This window comes from Pseudomonas salmasensis, assembly GCF_014268375.2.
GTDB classification, from domain to species: Bacteria; Pseudomonadota; Gammaproteobacteria; order Pseudomonadales; family Pseudomonadaceae; genus Aquipseudomonas; species Aquipseudomonas salmasensis.
The window spans coordinates 6,109,547-6,131,098 of sequence record NZ_CP077083.1; the positions used below are offsets into that span (position 1 = coordinate 6,109,547).

The window sequence follows — 21,552 nt, forward strand, 5'->3', positions numbered from 1 at the left end:
ACGCATCAGTTTTCTTATCGAAACGAGCAGGAGAGTACGGCCAAAAAAAATGGATAAGGGGCAAAAAAATGAGCGTAGGTTATTTCGTCCGCCAAGGTGATAAAACCAGTTGCGGCGGGGAAGTACTGGACGGAGATCAAAGGACCCATATGCATGGCAGTCTTCGTGCGTGCGAAGGTGACCCAGTCACCTGTGGCAAGGATGGGCAAACGTACAAGATCATCGGCGGCATTTCCTTCATGCAAAGCAATGGCCGGCTTATAGCCGGTACGTTGGATAGCTACAGCGGCTGTTCCTGTAAAGCCGAGCTGATTCCTTCGGTGTTACTCGGCAAGTACCACAGCAGAGGTGGCTCGGTTGTGAGCGCCAATAGACTGGCCGCTGAGCCGGTCCAGCCAGCAACCCACTGGTCAGCCCCCTCTCAACGCACGTCCAACCAGCCAAGTGAGTCGCCCCAATCCGCATTTGCCGCATTCAAAGCGCTCATAGGCGAGGAACCAGGTTTTTATATCGTGCCCAAAAGTGTGAGCCGTGAGGCGCTGCAAGCCACACTTTTTCCAACGCTCGACCCGGCTGTAATGCGCAAGTTTCAATCGCTGAATCCCAACACAGGGCACGCCAAAGCCGGCTCGATGATCGTGCTCAGCGACCCGAAAAACACCTTCTGCACGTATGAAGAAGCTCAGCTGATGCAGGCTGCACAACACGTCAGCGCATCTCTGGAGGAACTTACGCCGGACGAGGCTGACTTTCTGTATCGCCATGGTGCCGAGATCGCTGGATTTATCGGCCATACCTCAACCTGGCTCGGCGTCAGCGCTGTGGTGATGGAAACGCACATGAACAACCTGCGCGACACCCTCCAAGCAATCGAGCGTTTACATCAAGACAATTATCGCCAACACGGCCACCTCAAGTCGTCGCAGTTCTTCACCGATCGCCAGCGCCTCATGAACCAGCTGGACGCCCATCTGCTCAACTCAACCCGCTTACGTGGCCAAACCACCCTGGGCGATCACCCCAAGTTGAAAACGGCCCTGGGCATTTCCAATCGCAGTCTGGTGCATCACTGGGACAAAGCGGGTGGGCCTGGGCAGATTCCGGGTTATTCGGCGCATGTGGAAGCGACCAGCCGTGCGGCCAGATACATGAAGGCAGGTGGGTATATCGGAATTGCCCTCGGCGGCGTATCCGCCTCATTGGCAATACAACAGGTTTGCAATAACGATTCCGGGGCGGCTTGCGAAAAGATCAAGTTTACAGAGGCTGGAAAGTTCGCTGGCTCGGTTGGCGGCGGTGCTGCTGCCGGGTGGGTCGGTGGCGTTGCTGGTAGTACGATCTGCCTGGGGCTGGGTGTTACGACAGGTATAGGGGGCGTTATCTGTGTAGCGGCTCTGGTTGGGACAGGCGCTTGGGCGGGTACGACGATCGGTGGCAAAGGTGGCGAAATGGGCGGAGAAATTTTGTATGAGAAATCTTTGCCATGACGACGGAAGAGTTTTGGAAGTCCTGGCTGGCTTTCTGGATGGTTGCCGGGGGACCGCTTCTGCTTGGCTTTACGGGCCTCGCATTCAGTCTGTACCTCACCCACCGTCACCTGGACGCCATTAAGGAAGCTTTGAAAAACAGCCGTTATATCTATCTTTGGGGAGACAGCCTTGGGAAGCGCGGTTTGATTTGGTCTCTTTTGGAAATGTCACAAATAGCCGGAATGATCCTGATGCCAAAGTTGCATATCCGGCATGGCAAATTGGACCCCGTGGACTATGAAAACTTCCCACCCTATCTAAAGCGTCTTCTCACAATCGTCACGATGATGATCTCTACCGCCCTGACTTGGATGGCTGTTGCAGCCATTGCGCTGGAGTTCAGGTAACCCAAACAGGCCTCACCCGAGGCCCCACATCAACACAGCCAAGTCCAATCTCCTGTAGGAGCGAGCTTGCTCGCGAAAAACTCACAGGCGCCGCGTTTAATCAGGATGCCCGCGTTATCGTTGAGGTTTTTCGCGAGCAAGCTCGCTCCTACATGGGGCAAAAAAAACCGCCCTTGCGGGCGGTTCAAGAAAACTCGGCCTTGATCAGAAACCGAGGGAGAAACTTACCGTCACGGCGTGGTCCTTGTCGTTGCGCGAGAGTTGGCCCGAATAGCCCAGGCCCAGTCTGCCGTTCTGGCTGATCTGGTAGTCCAGGCCCGCTTCCACCACCGCGCTGTCCTTGGCAATCGGCACGCCCTGGGTGCTGAACGAGCCACCGCCATTGATAAAGCTCAGGTCGGCGTCGGGCTTGGTGTCACCGAAGGCATGGCGCCAGCCGATGCTGCCCCGTGGGGTGATTTTCGAGCCGTTACCCAGGGTGATGGTCTGGCCAATGCGCACGCCCAAGGTCGAGTAGGTGATGTCCTGGTCGGCATCGCCGCGCAGGGCTGCCGAGCCGCCTTTCTCCTTAATGGTGTCGCTGTCGTAGTTGACGTAGGCCAGGCCGGCGAAAGGTTCCAGGGCCACGCTAGGGGTTTGAATGGTGTAACCGACTTCACCGAACACCTGCGCACTGCGTGCCTTGTAGTCGGCTTTGAGGCGTTGGCCCTCGCCACCGACTGCCACGTTGCGCTTGCTTTCGATGTCATGCCAGCTGTACGCCACGCCCATGCGTGCGGCGAAGGCTTCTTGCTGGTAGGCGGTGTAGGCCATCAGGTGGTAGCTGTCCACATCGGCGCTGGAGTTGCGGCGCTTGGCGTCCAGGTCGCTGCGGGTGTAGCCGGCGGCCACGCCCACGCGCCAGGCGTCGTCCACTTGCTTGTCGGTACCGAGCAGGAAGCCGCTGAGGTTGCGGTCCAGCTTGGCGCTGTTGCTGTCACCGCCCATATGGCCCCAGGTGCCGAGCACGCGCATCCAACCGACCATCTCGCCGTGGCAACCGGCGCTGCTCAGGTGGTTCTCGCTAGGTGCCAAGGCATTGCGCGGGTCGTCCTCACGGTAGCAACCGGGTTGGCGCAGGCGCTCGTTGACCGCGTCACGCACGTAACGCGAATCTTCAAGCATGGCGCTGGCGGTGCTGGCGTGGATTTCGCCGGACAAGCTGTCGAAGGCCGCCCGGGCTGCCGCTGCATCACCGTTAAGCAGTGCATTTTGCACCGCTGCGCCACCGACTGCAGTACCGGTGCCCAACGCCGCCGCCACGCCGCGTTGGTTACCGGTGGCCGCCACGCTGGCATAGCTGACGTCGTTGCGGCTGACCGCCAGGGCCACTTGGGTTGGGCTGTAGTTCAACGCGGTAGTGAGGAACGCCAGGTTCTCCAGGTTGGTGGTGGCAAAGGTGCCGTTGACCGCGCCGGCTGTCAGCAAGGTGTAGGTGGTGGCGCCGGCATAGGGTGCCAGGTTGATCACATTCAAGGTGCCACCCAGGTTAGCGGTGCCGCCCACGGCCAGGGAGCCGGTGGTGGATGGGGTGATCACCAGGTTCAGCGCACCGGTGCTGGCGTTGGTGAAGTTGCCAGCCACGGTCAGCTTGCCGCCGTCGGGTGTTACCGAGCCGTTGTTGACCAGCGAACCGACACTGCCGTTACCGGTCAGCCCTGCACCGTTGGCCACGGTGACCTGGCCGCCAAGTACCGCGCCTGGGTTGGCCGCGTTACCCACTTGCAACACGCCCTCTTCCACTGCCACGGTGCCGCTGAACGGCTGGTTGCCGGTCAGCAACAGCGCGCCTGCACCTTGCTTGATCAGCGCACCGGTGCCGCTCAAGGTGCCGCTGAACTGGCCATTGGTGCGCTGGGTAAACAACAACCGCGCATTGTTGAGGATCCTGCCACGCAGGCTGGTGGTGGTGCCCGCCAGCGTACCGCCACTGACGGTGGTGCCGCCGGTGTAGGTATTGGCGCCCGTCAGCAGCAAGGTGCCGGCATCCAGCTTGTTGATGCCGCCGGTTCCCACCAGCGGTGCATCAATCTGAGCGGTCACGCCGGAATTGACCCGCACCGGCGCCAGGCTGCCATCCGCCGCATTGGTGGGGCTCAAGCTGCCGCCTTCTCCGGCGACCAGCGTGTAGCCGGCGTCCAGCACTTGCAGGCCGGTGAAGCCTTGGTTGCCGACCACGGTCACGGTGCCGCCCTGCCCGCCAAATACGGCGAACTGGTTGGTGGACGCCTGCCCTTGGGTGCCGGTCGGGTCGGTCCAGTTGGTGTCCGGGCCCCAGGTACCGCTGCCGCCGGTGATGCTGCCATCGGGGTTGGTGGTGCCGCCGTTCCAGAACTGGATCTGCCCTGGGGTGGTTTGCACCACCAGGTTGAGCTGGTTGGCCAGCGCCGTTTGCAGGCTCAGGTTGCCCAGTGCCACCGGCAAGGTGCCAAAGATGAGGCCGTTATCGGTCAAGCTGCCGCCGTAGCGGAACAGCTGGTACACGCCGACGCCGAAGCCGCCCGTATCGCTGACGTTGAGCGTGCCGTCCAGGGTCAGGTTGCCCGCCACGTTCACCGCTGTACTGGAGGCACCCGGCGCACCGAGGGCGAAATCCAGGGTGGTGCCCGAGGACAAGGCCAGCGAACCTACCGACAGTGGCGTCGCGGCACCGGCCTGGAGCACCGAGCCATCGGCCATGTTCACCGCACCGCCCAGGGTACCGCTGCCGCCGAGGGTCGCGCCGCTGGCGACTTGCACCACGGCGCTGTTCAAGGTGCCGTTGACCAGCAGGCTGCCGGTGTTGACGTTGGTGTTACCGGTAAAGGTGTTGTTGCCGCTGAGCAGCAACGCGCCGGTGCCGGTTTTGCTCAACACACCGGTACCGGTGAGGTTGCCGGTGTAGGTGCCGTCGGTGGTTTGCTCAAAGGTCAATGCCGCGTTGTTGGCGATGGCGCCTTGCAGGCTGGTGGTGTTGCCGGTGGTGCTGCCGCCGTTGAGCGTGGTACCGCCGCTGTAGGTGTTGGCAGCGGTCAGCAACAACGCGCCGTCGCCATTTTTCACCAGGCTGCCGCTGCCGCTGACCACGCCGTTGAGGGCCAGGTCGTGGCTGCCGGCCAGGGTCAGCGGGCCGCCCAGGTTGAGGGTGTTGGCCAGTTGCAGGTCGGTGCTGCCATCCAGTTGCGCCGCGCCGCCGACCGTCAAGGCACCACTGCCCAGGGCAGCATTATTGCCGAGGATCAATTGGCCAGCGTTCAGGCTCGTGCCGCCGCTGTAGCTGTTGACGCCATTGAGCGTCAACGCGGCCGCACCGTTTTTCACCAGGCTGCCGCTGCCGCTGATGCCACCATTGAGGGCCAGCGCGTTGCTGCCACCCACCGTCAACGCACCGTTGAGCACGGCCGCATTGGCCAGGCTGACCGCCGCGTTGCTGTCTAGGGTGGTGCCACCGGCCGCCGTCAGAGCGCCTGTGCCCAGGGCACTGTTATTGCCCACCACCAGGGTGCCGCCGTTTAGCGCGGTACCGCCGGTGTAGCCATTGCTGCCGTTGAGTACCAGGGTGCCGCTGTCGAGCTTGGCCAGGGTGCCGGCGCCGTTGAGTGTTACGCCCAGGGTCGCGGTGGCGTTCGGGTCGACGCGCACCGCGGTGTTGCCGGTGCCGCCATTGACCAGGTTGAGCACGCCCGCCGTGCCGGAGCCCAGGGTGTAGCCGTTGGTGACGAACTGCATGCCGGTGATGTTCTGCGTGCCGTCCACCGTCACGTTGCCTGCTGCGCCTTGGAACACCGCGAAGCTGTTGACCCAGCCTTGGTTGAGGGTGCCGTCGACATTGGTCCAGTTGGTATTGCCGGCGTTCCAGGTGCCGTTGCCGCCGTCAATCGCACCGTTGCCGATCAGGCTGTTGCCATCCCAGAACTGCACGGTGGTGTTGGGCGCGGTCACCAGCAGGTTGACCTTGTTGGTGATCGCGGTCTGCACTTGCAGGTCGCCCGGCACCACGGTGCCTGGCAGTGTGCCAAGAGCCAGGCCGTTATCGGTCAAGGCTCCGGTGTAGTTGATGAGGTTGTAGACGCCGCTGCCAAAGCCGCCGATATCGGTGACATTGAGGTTGCCGTCCAGGGTCAGATTGCCGCCGACATTCAGCAGGCCTGTGCCGCCACCCAGCACCGGAGTGCCGAGGCCGACATCCAGGTTCGAGTTGCCCCCCAGCACTAACGAGCCCACCGACAGCGTGCTGCCGGAGGCCAGGCCGATGTGCCCACCGTCGGCCACAGTCACCGCGCCGGCCAATGAACCGCTGCCGGCCAGGGTCGCGCCGCTGTTGACTGCCACCGTGCCGCTGGCCAGTGAGCCTGTGACATTCAAGGTGCCGCCGTTGACGGTGGCCGCGCCGCTGAGGGCATTGGTGCCGCTCAGGTTGAGCACCCCGCTGCCGTTTTTATCCAGGTTGCCGGCACCGTTGAGCGCACCGCCAAAACTGTTATCCAGGTTGCTGCCACCCACCGCCAGCGTGTTGCCGCCAGCCACCTGTACCACGCCGGTGCCGGCCAGGCTGTTGAGGTTGGCATCGCCACCCAGGTTGAGGCTCGCGCCGCTGCCGACAGTGACGCCGGAGGTGGTGCCCAGCGCACCATTACCCGTCGTGGTCACGCTGCCCGCCGCCACAGTGAGTGGGCCGCTGAAGCTGTTGTTGCCGGTCAGCAGCAGGTCCGCCGCGCCATTTTTGATCAGCGCTGCGTTGCCAGCGAGTACACCGGCCAGGGTCAGGTTGTTGCTGCCAGCGACAGTGAGGTCGCCATTGAGGTTGACCGCATTGGCCAGCACCAGCGGCGTGCTGTTGGCCAGGGTGGCCGTACCGCCGACGGTCAATGCGCCCGAGCCCAGGGCCGTGTTGCTGCCGAGGGTCAGCGTGCCGGCATTGAGCGCCGTGCCGCCGCTGTAGGTGTTGGCGCCGTTGAGGGTCAGGTTGGCGCCACCGGCCTTGGTCAACGAACCCGTGCCGTCCACCACACCGTTGAGGCTCAGGTCGTTGCTGCCGCCGACGGTGAGCGCGGCATTCAGGCTGGTGTTATTGGCCAGGGCCAACGCCGTGTTGGTGTCCAGGGTGGTTGCCCCATTGACCGCCAAGGCACCGCTGCCCAGGGCCGATGCATTGCCCAGGGTCAAGGAGCCGGCATTCAATTGCGTGCCGCCCAGATAGGCGTTGGCACCGTTGAGCGTCAGGTTGCCCGCGCCGGTTTTGGTCAGGCCACCGCTACCGCTGACCAGGCCGTTCAGGCTCAGGTCGGCGGTGCCCAGAATGCCCAGGTTGCCGGCCAGATTGACCGTGTTGGCCAGGGCGACCGCCGTGCTGCTGTCGAGGGTGGTGCCAGCGGCCGCGTTCAGGGCGCCACTGCCCAGGGCCGTGTTGGAGGCCAGGATCAGGCCGCCTGCGTTGAGTGCGGTTGGGCCGGCATAGGTGTTGTTGCCGCTGAGCGTCAGGTTGGCGATGCCATTTTTGATCAGACTGCCAGTGCCCGCCACGGTGCCGGCCAGGGTCAGGGCATTGCTGCCGCCGAGGGTAAGGCTGCCGTTGACGTTGAGTGCATTGGCCAGGCTGACCGCGGTGTTGCTGTCCAGGGTGGTGCCATTGGCGGTGGTCAAGACACCGCTGCCCAGGGCACTGTCATTGCCGACCACCAAGGTGCCGCCATCCAGGGCGGTGCCGCCGGTGTAGCTGTTGGCGCCGTTGAGCACCAGGGTGCCGGTGTCAAGCTTGGCCAGGGTGCCGCCGCCGTTGAGCGCCACGCCCAGGGTGGCAGTGACGCCGGGGTCGACACGTACGGCGGTGTTGCCGCCCACGCCATTGAACAGGGTCAAGGCGCCCGCTGCGCCACCCGCCAGGTTGTAGCCATCGGTGACGAACTGCAAACCGGTGACGGCTTGCGCGCCGTCAACCGTGACGGTGCCCGCCGTGCCTTGGAACACGGCAAAGCTGTTGGGCGTCCAGGCGGTATTGAATGCGCCGTTGACGCCGGTCCATTGGCTGCCGCCTGCACTCCAGGTGCCGCTGCCGCCTTCGATGGTGCCATTGCCCGTGGTTTGGCTGCCGTCCCAGAACTGCACGTTGGTGCTGCCGTTGACCAGCAGGTTGATCTGGTTGCCGATCGCAGTTTGCAGGTCCAAGTCGCTGGCCGGGATGTTCACCGGCAGGCTGCCCAGCAGCAGGCCGTTGTTGGTCAGGCCGCCGGTGTAGTCGATCAGGCGGTAGATGCCCGCACCGAAGCCGCCGATATCCGTGACATTCAACGTGCCGTCCAGGGTCAGGTTGCCGTTGACCTGAACCAGCGCCGTGCCGCCAGTGGCGGGCGCGCCGAGGCCAGCATCCAGGTTGGAGTTGGCATTGAGCAGCAGCGAACCGGTAGTCAGGGTCGCGCCGGAGTTGACAGCCAGGTGGCCGCCATCGGCGATGCTCACATTGCCGAGCAAGGTGCCGGTACCGCCGAGGGTGGCGCCACTGCCCACCGCCACATTGGCGCTGGCCAGGGAGCCATTGACGAGCAAGCTGCCGGCGTTGACCTGGGCGTCCCCGGTCACCACGCTGAGGCCACCGAGGGTCAAGGCGCCCGTGCCGTCTTTGGCCAGGTCGCCGAGGCCTGCCACGATCCCGTCGAAGGTGCTGTCCAGATTATTGTTGCCGACGCTCAAGGTGCTGCCGGCGCCTACGGTTGCAATCCCGGTACCCGTGAGGGCGCCCAGGCTGGCGCTGCCGCCCAGGTTCAGAGAGGTACCGCTCGCCAGGTTGACCCCAGCGCCGACACCCAGTGCACCATTGCCCACCGTAGTGAGGCTGCCCGATTGCACATCGAACAGGCCATTGAAGGTGTTAGTGCCAGTCAGGCTCACATCCGCCGTGCCGGTTTTGACCAGGCTACCGCTGCCTGCCAGCACGCCGGCCAGGGTCAGGTTGTTGTTGAGACCGCCCACGGTCAGGCCAGCATTGAGGTTGACCGCATTGGCCAATACCAGCGGTGTGCTGTTGGCCAGAGTAGCTGCACCGTTTACGTTCAAGGCGCCGGTACCCAGGGCCGCTGCCGTGCCCAGGGTCAGCGTGCCGGCGTTGAGGGTGGTACCGCCCTGGAAGGTGTTGACGCCATTGAGGGTCAGGTTGGCCGCGCCGTCTTTAGTCAGGCCCGCCGTGCCGGTGACCAGGCCACCCAGGGTCAGGTCGTTGCTGCCGGCGACGGCAAGGTTGGCGTCAAGCACGAGGCCATTGCCCACTGTCAGCGCCGCCGTGCTATCCAGGGTCGCCGCGCCGCCTACAGTGAGGTTGCCCAGGCCAAGGGCGGTGGCGCTGCCCAAGGTCAGCGTACCGGCGTTCAGGGTGGTGCCACCCAGGTAGGCGTTGGCGCCGCTGAGGATCAGATTGGCCGTGCCCTCCTTGGTCAGGCTGCCTGCACCGTTGATTGCGCCGCCGAGGGTCAGGTCAGCGGTGCCGCCGATGCCCAGGTTGCCCGCCAGGTTGATCGCGTTAGTGGTGGTGACCGCCGTGCTGGCGTCCAAGGTGGTACCGCCTGCGGCGTTCAACACGCCCGCGCCCAGCGCCGTATTGCTGGCCAGGATCAGCCCGCCTGCGTTCAAGGCCACAGGGCCCAGGAAGGTATTGGTGCCGCCGAGTGTCAGGTCTGCCGTGCCATTCTTGACCAGGCCCCCGACGCCGCTGATGGCGCCATTGAGCGCTAATGCGTTGCTGCCGCCGAATGTCAGGCTGCCGTTGAGTACCGCATCATTGCCCAGGGTTACAGGGGCGTTGCTGTCCAGCGTGGTGCCCGCTGCCGCAGTCAGCGTGCCAGTGCCCAGCGCGGTGTTGCTGCCGACCACCACCGTACCGCCATTGAGCAAGGTGCCGCCGGTGTAGCTGTTGGCGCTATTGAGCACCAGCGTGCCGGTATCGAGTTTGTTCAGAACGCCCGCGCCGGTGATCTCCACGCCGAGGGTGGCCGTCGCCAGTGGGTCGACACGCACGGCGAAGTTGCCGCTGCCGGTGCTCAACTGCCCACCGGTGCCATTGACCAGGCTGTAGCCATCGGTGGCGAATTGCATGCCCGTGATAGTTTGCACGCCGTCCACACTGACGGTACCCGCCGCGCCTTGGAACACCGCAAAGCCGCCGCCCCAGGTCTGGTTGGAAAGGCCGTCGGCCGAGGTCCAGTTGGTGCCGCCCGCTGTCCAGGTGCCGTTGCCCCCGTCAACACTGCCGTTGGCCACGTTGCTGATGCCGTCCCAGAAACGAATGTTCGGGGCCGCTACCACCAGGTTGACCTCGTTGCTCACTGAAGTCTGTACCAGCAGATCACCTAGGCCGTAGCCCAGCGGCACCGTGTTGACGTTCAATGCGCCGGTCAAGCCGCCGGTGTAGTTGATCAAGCGATACACACCAGCGCCGAAGCCACCAGCGTCGCTCACATTAAGGTCGCCGGCCAGGTTCACATTGCCACCGACATTCATCAGCGACGTCAGCGACGGTGCGCCAAGGGCCACATCCAGACTGGCCTCGGCACTCATGTTCAGGCCTGCGGCGGACAAGGTCGTGCCACTGCCCAGCGCCAAGTGCCCGCCACTATTGATATTCGCCGTACCCAATAGCGAGCCACTGCCAGTGAGGGTGCCGCCGCTATTCACGTTGACCAACGCGCTGCCCAGGGAACCATCGACATCCAGGGTGCCCGCGTTGATCGCCGTGTTACCGGTGATGCCATTAATTGCGTTGAGCGTGAGCGTGCCGGTACCCACCTTGATCAAGCTGCCCGCACCGCTAAGGTCACCGTCAAAGGTACTGCTGGTGTTCACACCACCCACGGTGAGATTCAAACCGCTGCCGACTGCCACGCTACCTGCGCCGCTGAGGCCGGCCAGGCTGGAATCGACGCCCAGGTTCAGCGCAGCGCCAGCGCTGACATCAACGCCAGAGGTGCTACCCAATGCACCGGCGCTGCCGGTGGTGACGCTGCCGGAGACAATATTCAATGGCCCGGTAAAGGTGTTATTGCCGCTCAAGGTCAGGTCAGCCAAGCCATTTTTGATCAGTGCACTGGCGCCGCTGATCACGCCGCTGAGGTTGAGGTCATTGTTACCCGCGAGCGTCAGGTCGCCATTCAAGGCAATCCCGTTGCCCAGGGTGAAGGTCGCGCTGGTATCCAGGGTTGCCGCACCGCCGACGGTCAAGGGGCCTGCGCCCAATGCGCCTGCCGCGCCCAATGTCAGCGAGCCAGCGTTGAGGCTGGTGCCACCGCTGAAGGTGTTGGTGCCGTTGAGAGTCAGGTTGGCCAGGCCATCCTTGATCAGCGCACCCGCGCCGCTGACTACACCGCCCAGGGTCAGCGCATTGGCGCCGCCGACAGTCAGCCCGGCGTTGAGGACAATGTTATTGCCCAGCGCCACCGCCGAGGTGCTGTCCAGGGTGGCGGCGCCGCCGACGGTCAAGTTGCCCAGGCCGAGCGCCGTGTTGCTGCCGACGGTCAGCGTGCCTGCATTAAGCGTGGTGCCACCCAGGAAGTTATTGCTGCCGCTGAGTGTCAGGCCGGCCGTGCCGTCTTTGGTCAGGCTGCCTGCACCGTTGACCGTGCCGCCCAGGGTCAGGTTGGCGCTGCCGCCAATGCCCAGGTTACCGGCCAGGTTGACCGCGTTGGCCAAGCTCACCGCCGTATTGGCATCCAGGCTCGTGCCGGCTGCCGCATTCAATACACCGGAACCCAGCGCGCCATCCGTGCCCACCACCAGCTTGCCGGCGTTCAGCGCGGTAGTGCCCAAGTAAGTGTTCGCGCCGTTAAGAATCAGGTCCGCCGGCCCGTTCTTGATCAACCCGCCGATGCCCGCCACGGCGCCACCCAGGGTCAATGCATTGCTGCCACCAAGGGTCAGGTTACCGCCCAGGTTGATGTTATTGCCCAGGCTCACCGCTGCGCTGGCATCCAGTGTGGTGCCCGCCGTTGCGTTCAACACACTGGTACCCAGCGCGGTATTTGAGCCGACCACCAGCGAACCGGCGTTCAAGGCCGTGGTGCCGCTGTAGGTGTTGTTACCCTTAAGCGCCAAGCTCGATGCGCCGGTCTTGATCAACCCGGAACCACCGCTGACAACCCCGCCCAGGGTCAGAGGGTTCACGCCGCCTACGGTCAGATTGGCGTTCAAGGTGATCGCATTGCTGGTGGTCAACGCTGCATTGCTTTGCAACGTACCCGCACCCGTCACGGTCAAGGCACCGGTGCCGAGTGCTGCGGCATCGCCCAATGTGAGCGTGCCGGCATTCAAGGTGGTGCCACCCTGGAAGGTGTTGGCGCCGCTGAGGATCAACTCGCCGGTACCGGCCTTGGTCAAGCCAGTGCTGCCCGAGATCAGGCCGCTCAAGGTCAGCCCGGTAGCAGCCCCCTGCACCGTCAGGCCACCGGTTCCGAGGGTCATCAGGTTAGCCAGTGTCAGGTTGTTAGTGGTGGCTTCGATAGCGCCGCCGTTGGAGGTGAGCACACCGCTGCCAAAGGTCGCGTTGTTGTCGAATTGCGCGACGCCGCCATTGAGCGTGGTGCTGCCGCTGACCAATGGCCCCTGCAAGGTCCAGGTGCCGCTGTTGATGGCCAGGTTGTTGAAGTTGACATAGTTGGCGCTTGAGGCCGTGCCGGTACCCGTACTGCCACCACCGACACCCGTCGTGTTTTCAAGGATCAGTGAGTTGCTGCCGCCCGCGCCGCCGTCCACCTGGCCGGTGGGCGCAAAGGTGAGGTTTACGCCGATCAGTCCGCCCAGGCTCAGGCCGAGGCCGCCGCCGTTGGTCACTTGCGACCCCGTGACGGCAGTAAAGGTGTTGGTACTGGCGGTCCCCATCGACACACCGCCAGAGATAATGCCGGTGTTGCGGAACGTGTTCCCCGTAGTAGAGCTCTCGAACGCCACGCGTCCGGTCAGGGTACCGTTGTTAGTCATGTTGACCTGCCCACCGCCCTGCACCGCCACCACCGGGGTGTCGGAAGAGAACAGCGTCAGGCCGACCAGCGAGGAAGATCCGATGATGCCATCGTTGACGATGGTGGTGGTGCCACCTGCACCGTTGGTGGCGTTCAGTGCCATGCCGTCCAGGGAAGCCAGGTTCAGCCCAAGCAACGCGCCAGTACCGCGTATGATGCCGCTGGCGCTGTTGGTGATGTTCAACGCGCTGGCTGTCGTATTGCCAATCACCACACCACCGCTCAGGAGAGTCACCAACCCGAGTAACGCGGGGTCAATCGTGCCGGCGTTGTTCAACGTCGTGTTGTCACCCGTCAGGGTCAATGCTTTACCGCCCAACGTCGCATTGAGCTGCGCCCCCGCGTTGACGTTGACCGTCAGGCTGTTGACTGCACTGCTGAAGGTGTTGAGAAACAGCGGCAATGACGGCACCCCCGTACAGGTCACCGTCGCTCCAGCGGTGGGGCTCGCCGGGCTACAGGCGGCAAACACATCCGGGCTCGCCAGCCCCATCACCAGCCCGGCCACGCCCAGGCGGATCGCAAGAGAAAGCGCAGAAATACGAGGTAAAGCGGCAGTCGCAAGTCTTCTATCCACGTTCTACTCCTTGTGGTCCAAGCCTTTCATCCGTGACTGCGTGCACGCCTTGCTTCAACGATCCACACGCATCGAATTCGAAACACCTGACCGTGGTGACTACTGATCCAGTTTTTCGAAACGTTAGTAGACCTGCGCGAAAGCCATTGAATTAAATGGTATTAATACTTTCGTAAAACCGGCGTAAGAATGGGATGAGCGCCAACATCCATTGACTGTCGCGACAAAAATACAAGTTTCAAAATGTGAAAAAGCGCTCTAATAGCGCCCTATCCTCCCCACCGTAGGCGTGAGCTTGCTCGCGAAAATCCTCAACGATGACGTGACAAACCGGATATAACGCGGTGCCCTTGCGTTTTTCGCGAGCAAGCTCGCTCCTACAGTTGATCGATGCAAATGCTGGAGTTCGTAATGCCCCATGAAGGCAACCTGTTACAAGCAGCCGTGGTGTTCCTGTTCGCCGCGGTGCTCACCGTGCCCCTGGCCAAGCGCCTGCAATTGGGCGCGGTGCTGGGCTATCTGTTCGCCGGTGTGATCATCGGCCCGTCGGTTCTCGGCCTGATCGGCAACCCGCAAAGCGTGGCGCAGTTCTCTGAACTGGGCGTGGTGCTGTTGCTGTTCATCATCGGCCTGGAGCTGTCGCCCAAACGCTTATGGGTGATGCGCAAGGCGGTGTTCGGCGTGGGCTTGGCCCAGGTCCTGCTCACCGGCGTGGTGATGGGTGCGGTCGCGCTGTGGCTGTTTGGCCAGTCGTGGAACAGCGCCATCGTGCTGGGCCTGGGCCTGGCGCTGTCGTCTACGGCGTTTGGCCTGCAAAGCCTGGCCGAACGCAAGGAGCTCAACCAACCCCACGGGCGTCTGGCCTTTGCCATCCTGTTGTTCCAGGACATCGCCGCCATCCCGCTGATCGCCATGGTGCCGTTGCTGGCCGGCAGCGATCATCCGACCACCGAAGCCCAGGGCCTGCAACATGTGTTGCAGATCCTCGGCAGCATCGCGGTGGTGATCATCGGCGGGCGCTACCTGTTGCGCCCGGTGTTTCGCATTGTGGCCAAGACCGGCCTGCGCGAAGTGTCCACCGCCACCGCGCTGCTGGTGGTGATCGGCACCGCCTGGCTGATGGAATTGGTGGGCGTGTCCATGGCTCTGGGGGCCTTCCTCGCCGGCCTGCTGCTGGCGGATTCGGAATACCGCCACGAACTGGAATCCCAGATCGAGCCGTTCAAGGGCCTGCTGCTGGGCCTGTTTTTCATCAGCGTGGGCATGGGCGCCAACCTCAGCCTGCTGCTCAGCACGCCACTGGTGGTGATCGGCCTGACCCTGCTGCTGATCGGCTTGAAACTGCCGCTGCTGTACGCCGTCGGGCGGATGGTGGGCGACCTCAATCGCGAAAGTGCCCTGCGCCTGGGCGTGGTACTGGCGGCGGGGGGTGAGTTCGCCTTCGTGGTGTTCAAGATCGGTCGCGACCAAGGCCTGTTCGAACCGCAGCTGTACGACGTGCTGGTGCTCACCATCACCCTGTCCATGGCCGTGACTCCGCTGCTGTTGCTGGTGTGCCCGAAGCTGTTCAAACCCAAGGCCAAGCCGGTGGAAGTACCCGAGGAATACCGCGCCATCGAAAGCGATGCGCCCCGCGTGGTCATCGCCGGCATGGGGCGGATGGGCCAGATCGTGGCGCGGATCCTGCGCGCCCAGAACATTTCGTTTATCGCCCTCGACACCTCGGTGGAAACCATCGAGCTGACCCGCAGTTTCGGCGGCATGCCGGTGTTCTACGGCGACCCTCAACGCCCGGAAATCCTCCACGCTGCCAAAGTCGATCAAGCGGAATTCTTCGTGATCGCCATGGACGACCCGGAGATCAACATCAAGACCGCCGAGCTGGTGCGCAACCTCTACCCGCACATGAAGATCATCGCCCGTGCGCGTAACCGCCAGCACGTACACCGCCTGGTGGACCTGGACGCTTCACCGGTGCGCGAAACCTTCTACTCCAGCCTGGAAATGAGCCGCCGCACCCTGGTCGGCCTCGGTTTGAGCCAGGCCCAGGCCGATGCGCGCATCAACCGCTTCAAGACCCACGACCAGCAGGTACTCGCCGCCCAACACGCGGTATACGACGACGCGGCCAAGGTCATGCAAACTGCCCAGGAAGCCCGTGCGGAACTGGCGCGCTTGTTTGAAATGGACAGGCTTGAGGAAGAATCTTCCGACAAAGTGTGACGGGGCCGATGAACGAGATTGCGAATTTTCTGACAGAATACGCCGCAATTTCGTTCATCCCCGGAGTGCTTCATGGCCACGTTCACCAAGACCGCAGTGCTGCTCGCCCTCGCGCTGACCGCCGGCAGCGTGTTCGCTGCCGCCAAGCCCGCCACACAGACCATCTCCACCCTGGGTGGCAAGTTCACCTTCAAACTGCCCAAGGCCTACAGCGCCGACACCCTGCCCTCCGGCACCGCGCAAGACGGCACCGCCGACACCCAAGGCACCTTGTACGCCAACTCAACGACGAAAAGTGTGGTGATCGTCGCCGAAACCGTGCGCAACGATGGAGCAACGATCCAGGATAACGACCCGAAGTTCCTCGACGGCGCCGTGGCTGATTTCGTCAAAGACCAGAGCGCCGCCATGCCCGACTTCAAGAAACTGGGGGAGAAGAAACTCACCTACAAGGGCTTGGGCCTGCGCCAAGTGGACAGCAGCGCTACCCAAGGCGGTGGCAAGACCTTGAACTCCACGTTCCTGGGGGGTTCGGGCAACCATTTGCTGGTGATCCAGGCGATTTCCCGGGCGGATGATGTGAAGGGGCATGCGGCGTTGGTGAAGCAGATCACAGGCGGCAAGTAACCTCCCCCCTCTTCCAGCCAACACAAAACCACTGTGGGAGCGGGCTTGCTCGCGATGGCGGTGTGTCAGGCACTGACTTGCTGACTGATAGACCGCATTCGCGAGCAAGCCCGCTCCCACATTTTCAAGCGCATTTCACTTCAGGCTTTTCTCTAGCCAGGCTTTCAAGTCCTGCACTTCTGCTTCGCTGATGGTGTGATTCATCCCCGGGTATTCATGAAACTCCGCCTTGAGCCCCAACTCCGCCAGCATCTTGTTCGCCCGTGTGGCCGAGCTAAAGGGCAACGCCTGATCCAAAGTGCCATGCCCGATAAAGATCGCCAGCTTGCCCATGGACGCATCCGGTTTCAGCGCAGACCTGAGCACCGGTAGCACGCTGCCACTGAGCGCAGCGATACCGCGTACCAACTCGGGTTCACGCAAGGCCACCTCGTAAGACATGATCGCGCCCTGGCTGAACCCCACCAGGAACACCCGATCACGTTGGGTGTGATATTTGGCGGTGGCCTTGAGCACAAAGTCCTTGATCAGCCGGGCGCTGCTGAACAGTTCATCGGTCTCGCCGTTGTACTCAGGCTCATCGGTCTTGGTAAACCAGCGATAACCCTGCGGTTCCACCGGCAGCGGCGCACGCACCGAAAGATAAGTCCAGGTGGACGGCAACGCGTCTTTGATATCAAACAGGTCTTGCTCGTTGCTGCCAAAACCATGCAGGAAGATCACCAGTGGCTGGTTGCGCGCATCGCCCTGGGTCTGTTCCAGGTAGGACAACGGCAAGTCTGTGTGCAAGCCGCTATCGGCATGAGCGGCGCCGGCCACCAGGGCCAGGGCGAAGGCAAGCTGTTTGAGCATCGGGTTTACCTCAGGGTTTACGCAACAAATAGGTGTCCATGATCCAGCCGTTTTCCAGGCGCGCCGCCTTGCGCACCCGTTCGATCTCTTCTGCCACCTGCGCCACTTTGCCGCTGATCAGGATCTCGTCCGGCGTGCCCAGGTAAGCGCCCCAGTAAATATCCAGGTCCTGATCCGCCACGCTGCGGTAGGAATCTTCGGCGTCGAGCATCACCACCAGGGTATCGGCATCACTCGCCTGCCCCGCCGCCAACCGGCGCCCAGTGGTGATTTCGATGGACTTGCCGATACGGTTGAGCGGCACCTTATGCTGCGCCGCCAGGGCCTGCACACTGGTGATACCCGGAATCACTTCAAACTCGAAGACACAACGGCCACTGACAAGAATAGCCTGCAAAATGCGGATGGTGCTGTCGTACAGCGCCGGATCGCCCCAGGCCAAAAACGCCCCCACTTCGCCGTCGGCCATTTCTTCGTTGATCATGCGCTCGAAGGTGTGCTGCTTGTCGCGGTTGAGGTCTTGCACGGCGGTGGTGTAGTCGATCTCACCGCGCACCCGCTCCGGGCAGTCGGCCTCGACAAAACGGTAGCCCGGCTTGGTGATGTAGGTGTCGCAGATTTCCCGGCGCAGGTCGATCAGCTTGTCCTTGCTCTGGCCCTTGTCCATCAGGAAGAACACGTCGGTACGGTTCAGCGCCTTCACGGCCTGCATCGTGATGTAGTCAGGGTTGCCGGCGCCAATGCCGATGATCAGGATGCGTTTCATGGGGAGCTCTCAGTGCGGGGCGTGGATTTTGCCATGTTCCGGGAATCAGGCGGAAGTTTCCAGGCGCAGGCGCCATACACCGTTGAAGCGTAGCTCGGTGGCCGAGAGGGGTTCGACGTCGATCCGATAGAACATCGAGACAGGCAACTGCATGACGTGCAGCATCGCCGCACGGATGACGAACGGGTGGGTCACGGCGATGACATGGCCGGGGTGGGTTTCGAGCGATTTGAGCCATTGGCCAACCCGCCTGCACAACTGATCCACCGACTCGCCGCCGTGGGCTGCGCTGGTGCTGTCGGTGGCCCAGGTGTTCAAGGTTTCGCTGTCGAGTTGGCCGATGCGCTGGCCTTTCCATGCACCCACATCAAGGTCGCATAAGACGAGGTCGACCTGGGCGTTATCGCCGAACAAGCCCGCGCTCTGGCGGGTTCTGGCCTCGGGGCCGCACAGCAGGCGTGCCGGTTGTTTGTAGCGGCCAGCCAGGGACAAGGCCGCGCCCTGCCAGTCCATCGTGACGGACTCGTCATCCGGAAATCGCCCTTGCTTTTGCAAGGGCGTGATGGCGTGGCAGATCAGGGTCAAGCGGGTGGCCGGCATGGCGATTCTCTGTAACTGTAGGAGCGAGCTTGCTCGCGAAAAACCTCAACGATAACGCGTGCTGCCTGAAGAAGCGCGGCGCCTTTGAGTTTTTCGCGAGCAAGCTCGCTCCTACAGGGGTGTTCGTGAATCAGGCCAAGGCAGTATTGGCGGGCACGGCTGTCGAGTGAGCGCTGGCGACAAAATCTTCCTTGCGCAACACCACCAACGCCAGCAACGACACCACCCCGGTCGCCACGTAGAAATACCACGGCGAAGTAATGTCGCCTGTCACCTTGATCAGCCAGGTGGAAATCAACGGCGCACTGCCGCCAAACACCGCCACAGGCACGTTATAGGCCACCGCAATCCCGGTAGAACGGATGCGCGTGGGCAGTAGTTCACTCATCAGCGCATAGGTCGAGGACGCATACAGCCCGAACAAAATCGCCACCGCCATCAACGGCGCGAAGAAGGTCGCCGGGGTGGCGGTCGGGGCGGATTTAAACAGCCAGAACATCGCCAGGGTCGCCAGTGTGCCGATCACCATCAGGAACGGCTTGCGCCCGTATTTATCGGTAAAGGCCCCGCCAAACGGCATCACAAAAGCCGCCGAGAAGCTGGCGACGAACACGTACAGCAAGGTGGTGCCGCTGTCGAACTTGACGATCTTGGCCATGTAGGTCGAGGCGAAGGTCAGCACCAGGTAGAAGATCGAGCTGTGCAAGGTGATGATAAAGAACACCAGGGCAATCGCGCGCTTCCACTGCCAGACCTCACGCAGCGGCGCGCGAGAAGTTTGCCCGGCGCGTTGCAAGGCGAGGAACTCGGGGCTGTCTTCGAGCTTGAGGCGAATATACATGGAGATAAAGCCCAGGGGCGCGGCGATCAGGAACGGCACGCGCCAGGCCCACTCTTGCATAACCTCGGCGCCCAGCACCCAGGTCATGCCATTGGCCACGGCGCCACCGAGCAGCAGGCCGAGCACGGCGGTGACCATCAGCCAGCAGGTGGCAAAGCCACGACGACCGGGGCCGGCGTATTCGGAGATGAAGCTGGTGACGGTGCCGATTTCACCGCCCGCCGAGAAGCCCTGCACGCAGCGCACCAGGATCAGCAGGATCGGTGCGGCGATGCCCAGGCTGGCGTAGGTCGGCAACAGGCCCAGCATCACCGTGGAGCCGGTCATCATCACCAGCGCCATGATCAGGGTTTTGCGCCGGCCGATCTTGTCCGCCAGCGGGCCGAAGAACAGCCCACCCAAGGGACGGATAAAAAAGCTCAGCGCAAACGCGGCAAAGCTGGCCAACAGGCTGGTGGTGGGGTCATCGGAGACGAAGAACGCCTGGCCGATATAGACGGCGAGAAAGCCATACACGCCGTAGTCGTACCACTCGATCAAGTGGCCGGAGGTAGCGCCCAGAAACGCACGGCGGCGCTTGCGGACGGTGTCTTGTGCGGGATTGCCCATCGTGGGGACTCCTTGTCTGATTATCGATCCATGTTAAAGCGCGGCGATACTCGCGGTTTGCAGCCAATGCCGCAAGTCGGTCTTGAGAATCTTGCCGTAGCTGTTCTTGGGCAAGTCGCTGCGCCACACATATTTTTTCGGTTTTTTGAACGAGGCCATGCGCGCCAGGAACCACGCGGTGAGTTCGCCTTCGTCCAGGGGCTGACCGCTGCGGGTCACCACGAAGGCCACCACCGACTCACCCCATTGCGCGTCCGGCTCGCCCACCACGCACACTTCGAACACCTCGGGATGCTGGGCCAGCACTTCCTCGACTTCACGGGGGTACACGTTGCTGCCGCCACTGATGATCACGTCCTTGGAGCGGTCCGTGAGCGTCAGGTAGCCGGCCGGGTCGAGGTAGCCGATATCGCCGGTCAGCAGCCAACCGTCCACCAGCGTCTGGCGCGTGGCCTGCGGGTTGCGCCAGTAGCCTTGCATCACCGTGGCGCCACGCACCGCGATTTCGCCGCGCTGGCCGGTGGGCAGTGGCTGGCGCTCGGCATCGAGAATGCGGATTTCCACACAGGCTTGCGCGTGGCCCACCGAGGCGGCCAGGGTGGCCCAGTCGGGACGCTGGCGCTCGGCGATCAAGGCGCGGGGCAAGACGCTGATGGTCATCGGGCTCTCGCCCTGGCCGTAGATCTGCACCAGGCGCGGGCCGAAGGTGTCGACCGCTTCACGCAGGTCGGCCAGGTACATGGGGCCGCCGCCGTAGACGATGGTCTTGATGCCAGCGCCGTGATAATCCTGGCGCCGCGCCTGCTCCACCATGCGCTTGACCATGGTCGGCGCGGCAAACAGCGACACATCGCCCATCTGCTCGGCCAACCCGAACAGCTCGGCAGCATCGAAGCCATGGGAGGCCGGCACCACATGGCGGGCGCCGCAGCGTACATGGATGAAGTTGTACAGGCCAGCACCGTGGGACATGGGCGCGGCATACAACGCCGCATCGTCGGCACTCACCGCGTCGACATCCGTGGCGTAGCACAGCGACATGGCGATCAGGTTGCCGTGGGACAGCATCACGCCCTTGGAGCGCCCGGTGGTACCAGAGGTGTAGAACAGCCAGGCGAGGTCGTGATCCTGGCGTGGCACCGGCTGTTCCAGGGTCGGCCAACCATGGCTGGGCGGCAGCGGGTGGCCGTCCAGTTCCGTGCAACGCGCGGGCAAATCCCGCGATGAAAACACCTGGCCGCCGTCGGTAAAGATCAACCGCGCCTCGGCATTATCGGCAATCCACGCCGCTTCGCTGGGGTGCAGCTTGGCGTTGATCGGCACCGCCACCCCGCCCATCCACCAGATGGCGTAGAGCAGTTCCAGGTAGTCGCAGCTGTTTTTCATCAGCAGCGCCACCGCGTCCCCCGGCACCAGGCCGTGCTGCTCCACCAGGTGCGCGGCGCGTTGGCGTACGTGGGCGGCGAAGGTGGCGTAGTCGGCCACTTGCACGCTGCCGTCAAACAAAGCCGGGCGTTGCGGGGCCCGGCGCTGGGTGTCGTGCAGCCAGTTGGCAATGTTCATGGC

Annotated in this window: 10 protein-coding genes; 4 read left to right on the forward strand and 6 right to left on the reverse strand. The window is 63.1% G+C overall.

Features of this window, described 5'->3' with window-relative positions; all coding sequences use genetic code 11:
* The first annotated feature begins 68 nt into the window (after window positions 1–68).
* Both HU731_RS27490 and HU731_RS27495 read left to right on the forward strand, forming a co-directional pair.
* Window positions 69–1,487 (forward strand): PAAR domain-containing protein, encoded by a 1,419-nt coding sequence (locus HU731_RS27490; protein ID WP_186608256.1) that lies wholly within the window; start codon window positions 69–71, stop codon window positions 1,485–1,487.
* The gene (locus tag HU731_RS27495; protein ID WP_186608255.1) at window positions 1,484–1,876 is read left to right on the forward strand and encodes a hypothetical protein; all 393 of its coding nucleotides are present in this window, start codon (window positions 1,484–1,486) and stop codon (window positions 1,874–1,876) included. Before HU731_RS27490 ends, HU731_RS27495 begins: the two co-directional genes overlap by 4 nt.
* 204 nt (window positions 1,877–2,080) lie before the next feature.
* Here the strand turns inward: HU731_RS27495 and HU731_RS27500 are convergent, their stop codons facing one another.
* On the reverse strand, window positions 2,081–13,468 hold the full coding sequence (locus tag HU731_RS27500) for an autotransporter-associated beta strand repeat-containing protein (protein ID WP_186608254.1): 11,388 nt from the start codon (window positions 13,466–13,468) through the stop codon (window positions 2,081–2,083).
* 411 nt (window positions 13,469–13,879) lie between these two features.
* Between HU731_RS27500 and HU731_RS27505 the strand changes: the two genes are divergently transcribed.
* Together HU731_RS27505 and HU731_RS27510 are read left to right on the forward strand one after the other, a co-directional pair.
* Window positions 13,880–15,691 (forward strand): monovalent cation:proton antiporter-2 (CPA2) family protein, encoded by a 1,812-nt coding sequence (locus HU731_RS27505; protein ID WP_034133836.1) that lies wholly within the window; start codon window positions 13,880–13,882, stop codon window positions 15,689–15,691.
* Window positions 15,692–15,763: 72 nt separating this feature from the next.
* The gene (locus HU731_RS27510; RefSeq protein ID WP_186608253.1) at window positions 15,764–16,318 is read left to right on the forward strand and encodes a DcrB/PsbP domain-containing protein; all 555 of its coding nucleotides are present in this window, start codon (window positions 15,764–15,766) and stop codon (window positions 16,316–16,318) included.
* Window positions 16,319–16,453: 135 nt separating this feature from the next.
* Here HU731_RS27510 and HU731_RS27515 read toward each other — a convergent pair whose 3' ends face one another.
* From HU731_RS27515 to HU731_RS27535, 5 genes are all read right to left on the reverse strand, one after another.
* Entirely contained in the window at window positions 16,454–17,170 is a 717-nt protein-coding gene (locus HU731_RS27515; protein ID WP_186608252.1) for an alpha/beta hydrolase, read from the reverse strand.
* Window positions 17,171–17,180: 10 nt separating this feature from the next.
* A complete protein-coding gene (cobF, locus tag HU731_RS27520) occupies window positions 17,181–17,936 on the reverse strand; it encodes a precorrin-6A synthase (deacetylating) (protein ID WP_186608251.1) in 756 nt (251 codons plus the stop codon).
* Window positions 17,937–17,981: 45 nt separating this feature from the next.
* On the reverse strand, window positions 17,982–18,536 hold the full coding sequence (locus HU731_RS27525) for a histidine phosphatase family protein (RefSeq protein WP_186608250.1): 555 nt from the start codon (window positions 18,534–18,536) through the stop codon (window positions 17,982–17,984).
* Between the two features lie 130 nt (window positions 18,537–18,666).
* Complete coding sequence (locus HU731_RS27530) at window positions 18,667–19,986, reverse strand: MFS transporter (RefSeq protein WP_186608249.1); 1,320 nt, start codon at window positions 19,984–19,986, stop codon at window positions 18,667–18,669.
* Window positions 19,987–20,019: 33 nt separating this feature from the next.
* A complete protein-coding gene (locus HU731_RS27535) occupies window positions 20,020–21,549 on the reverse strand; it encodes a class I adenylate-forming enzyme family protein (protein WP_186608248.1) in 1,530 nt (509 codons plus the stop codon).
* Between the last annotated feature and the right edge of the window lie 3 nt (window positions 21,550–21,552).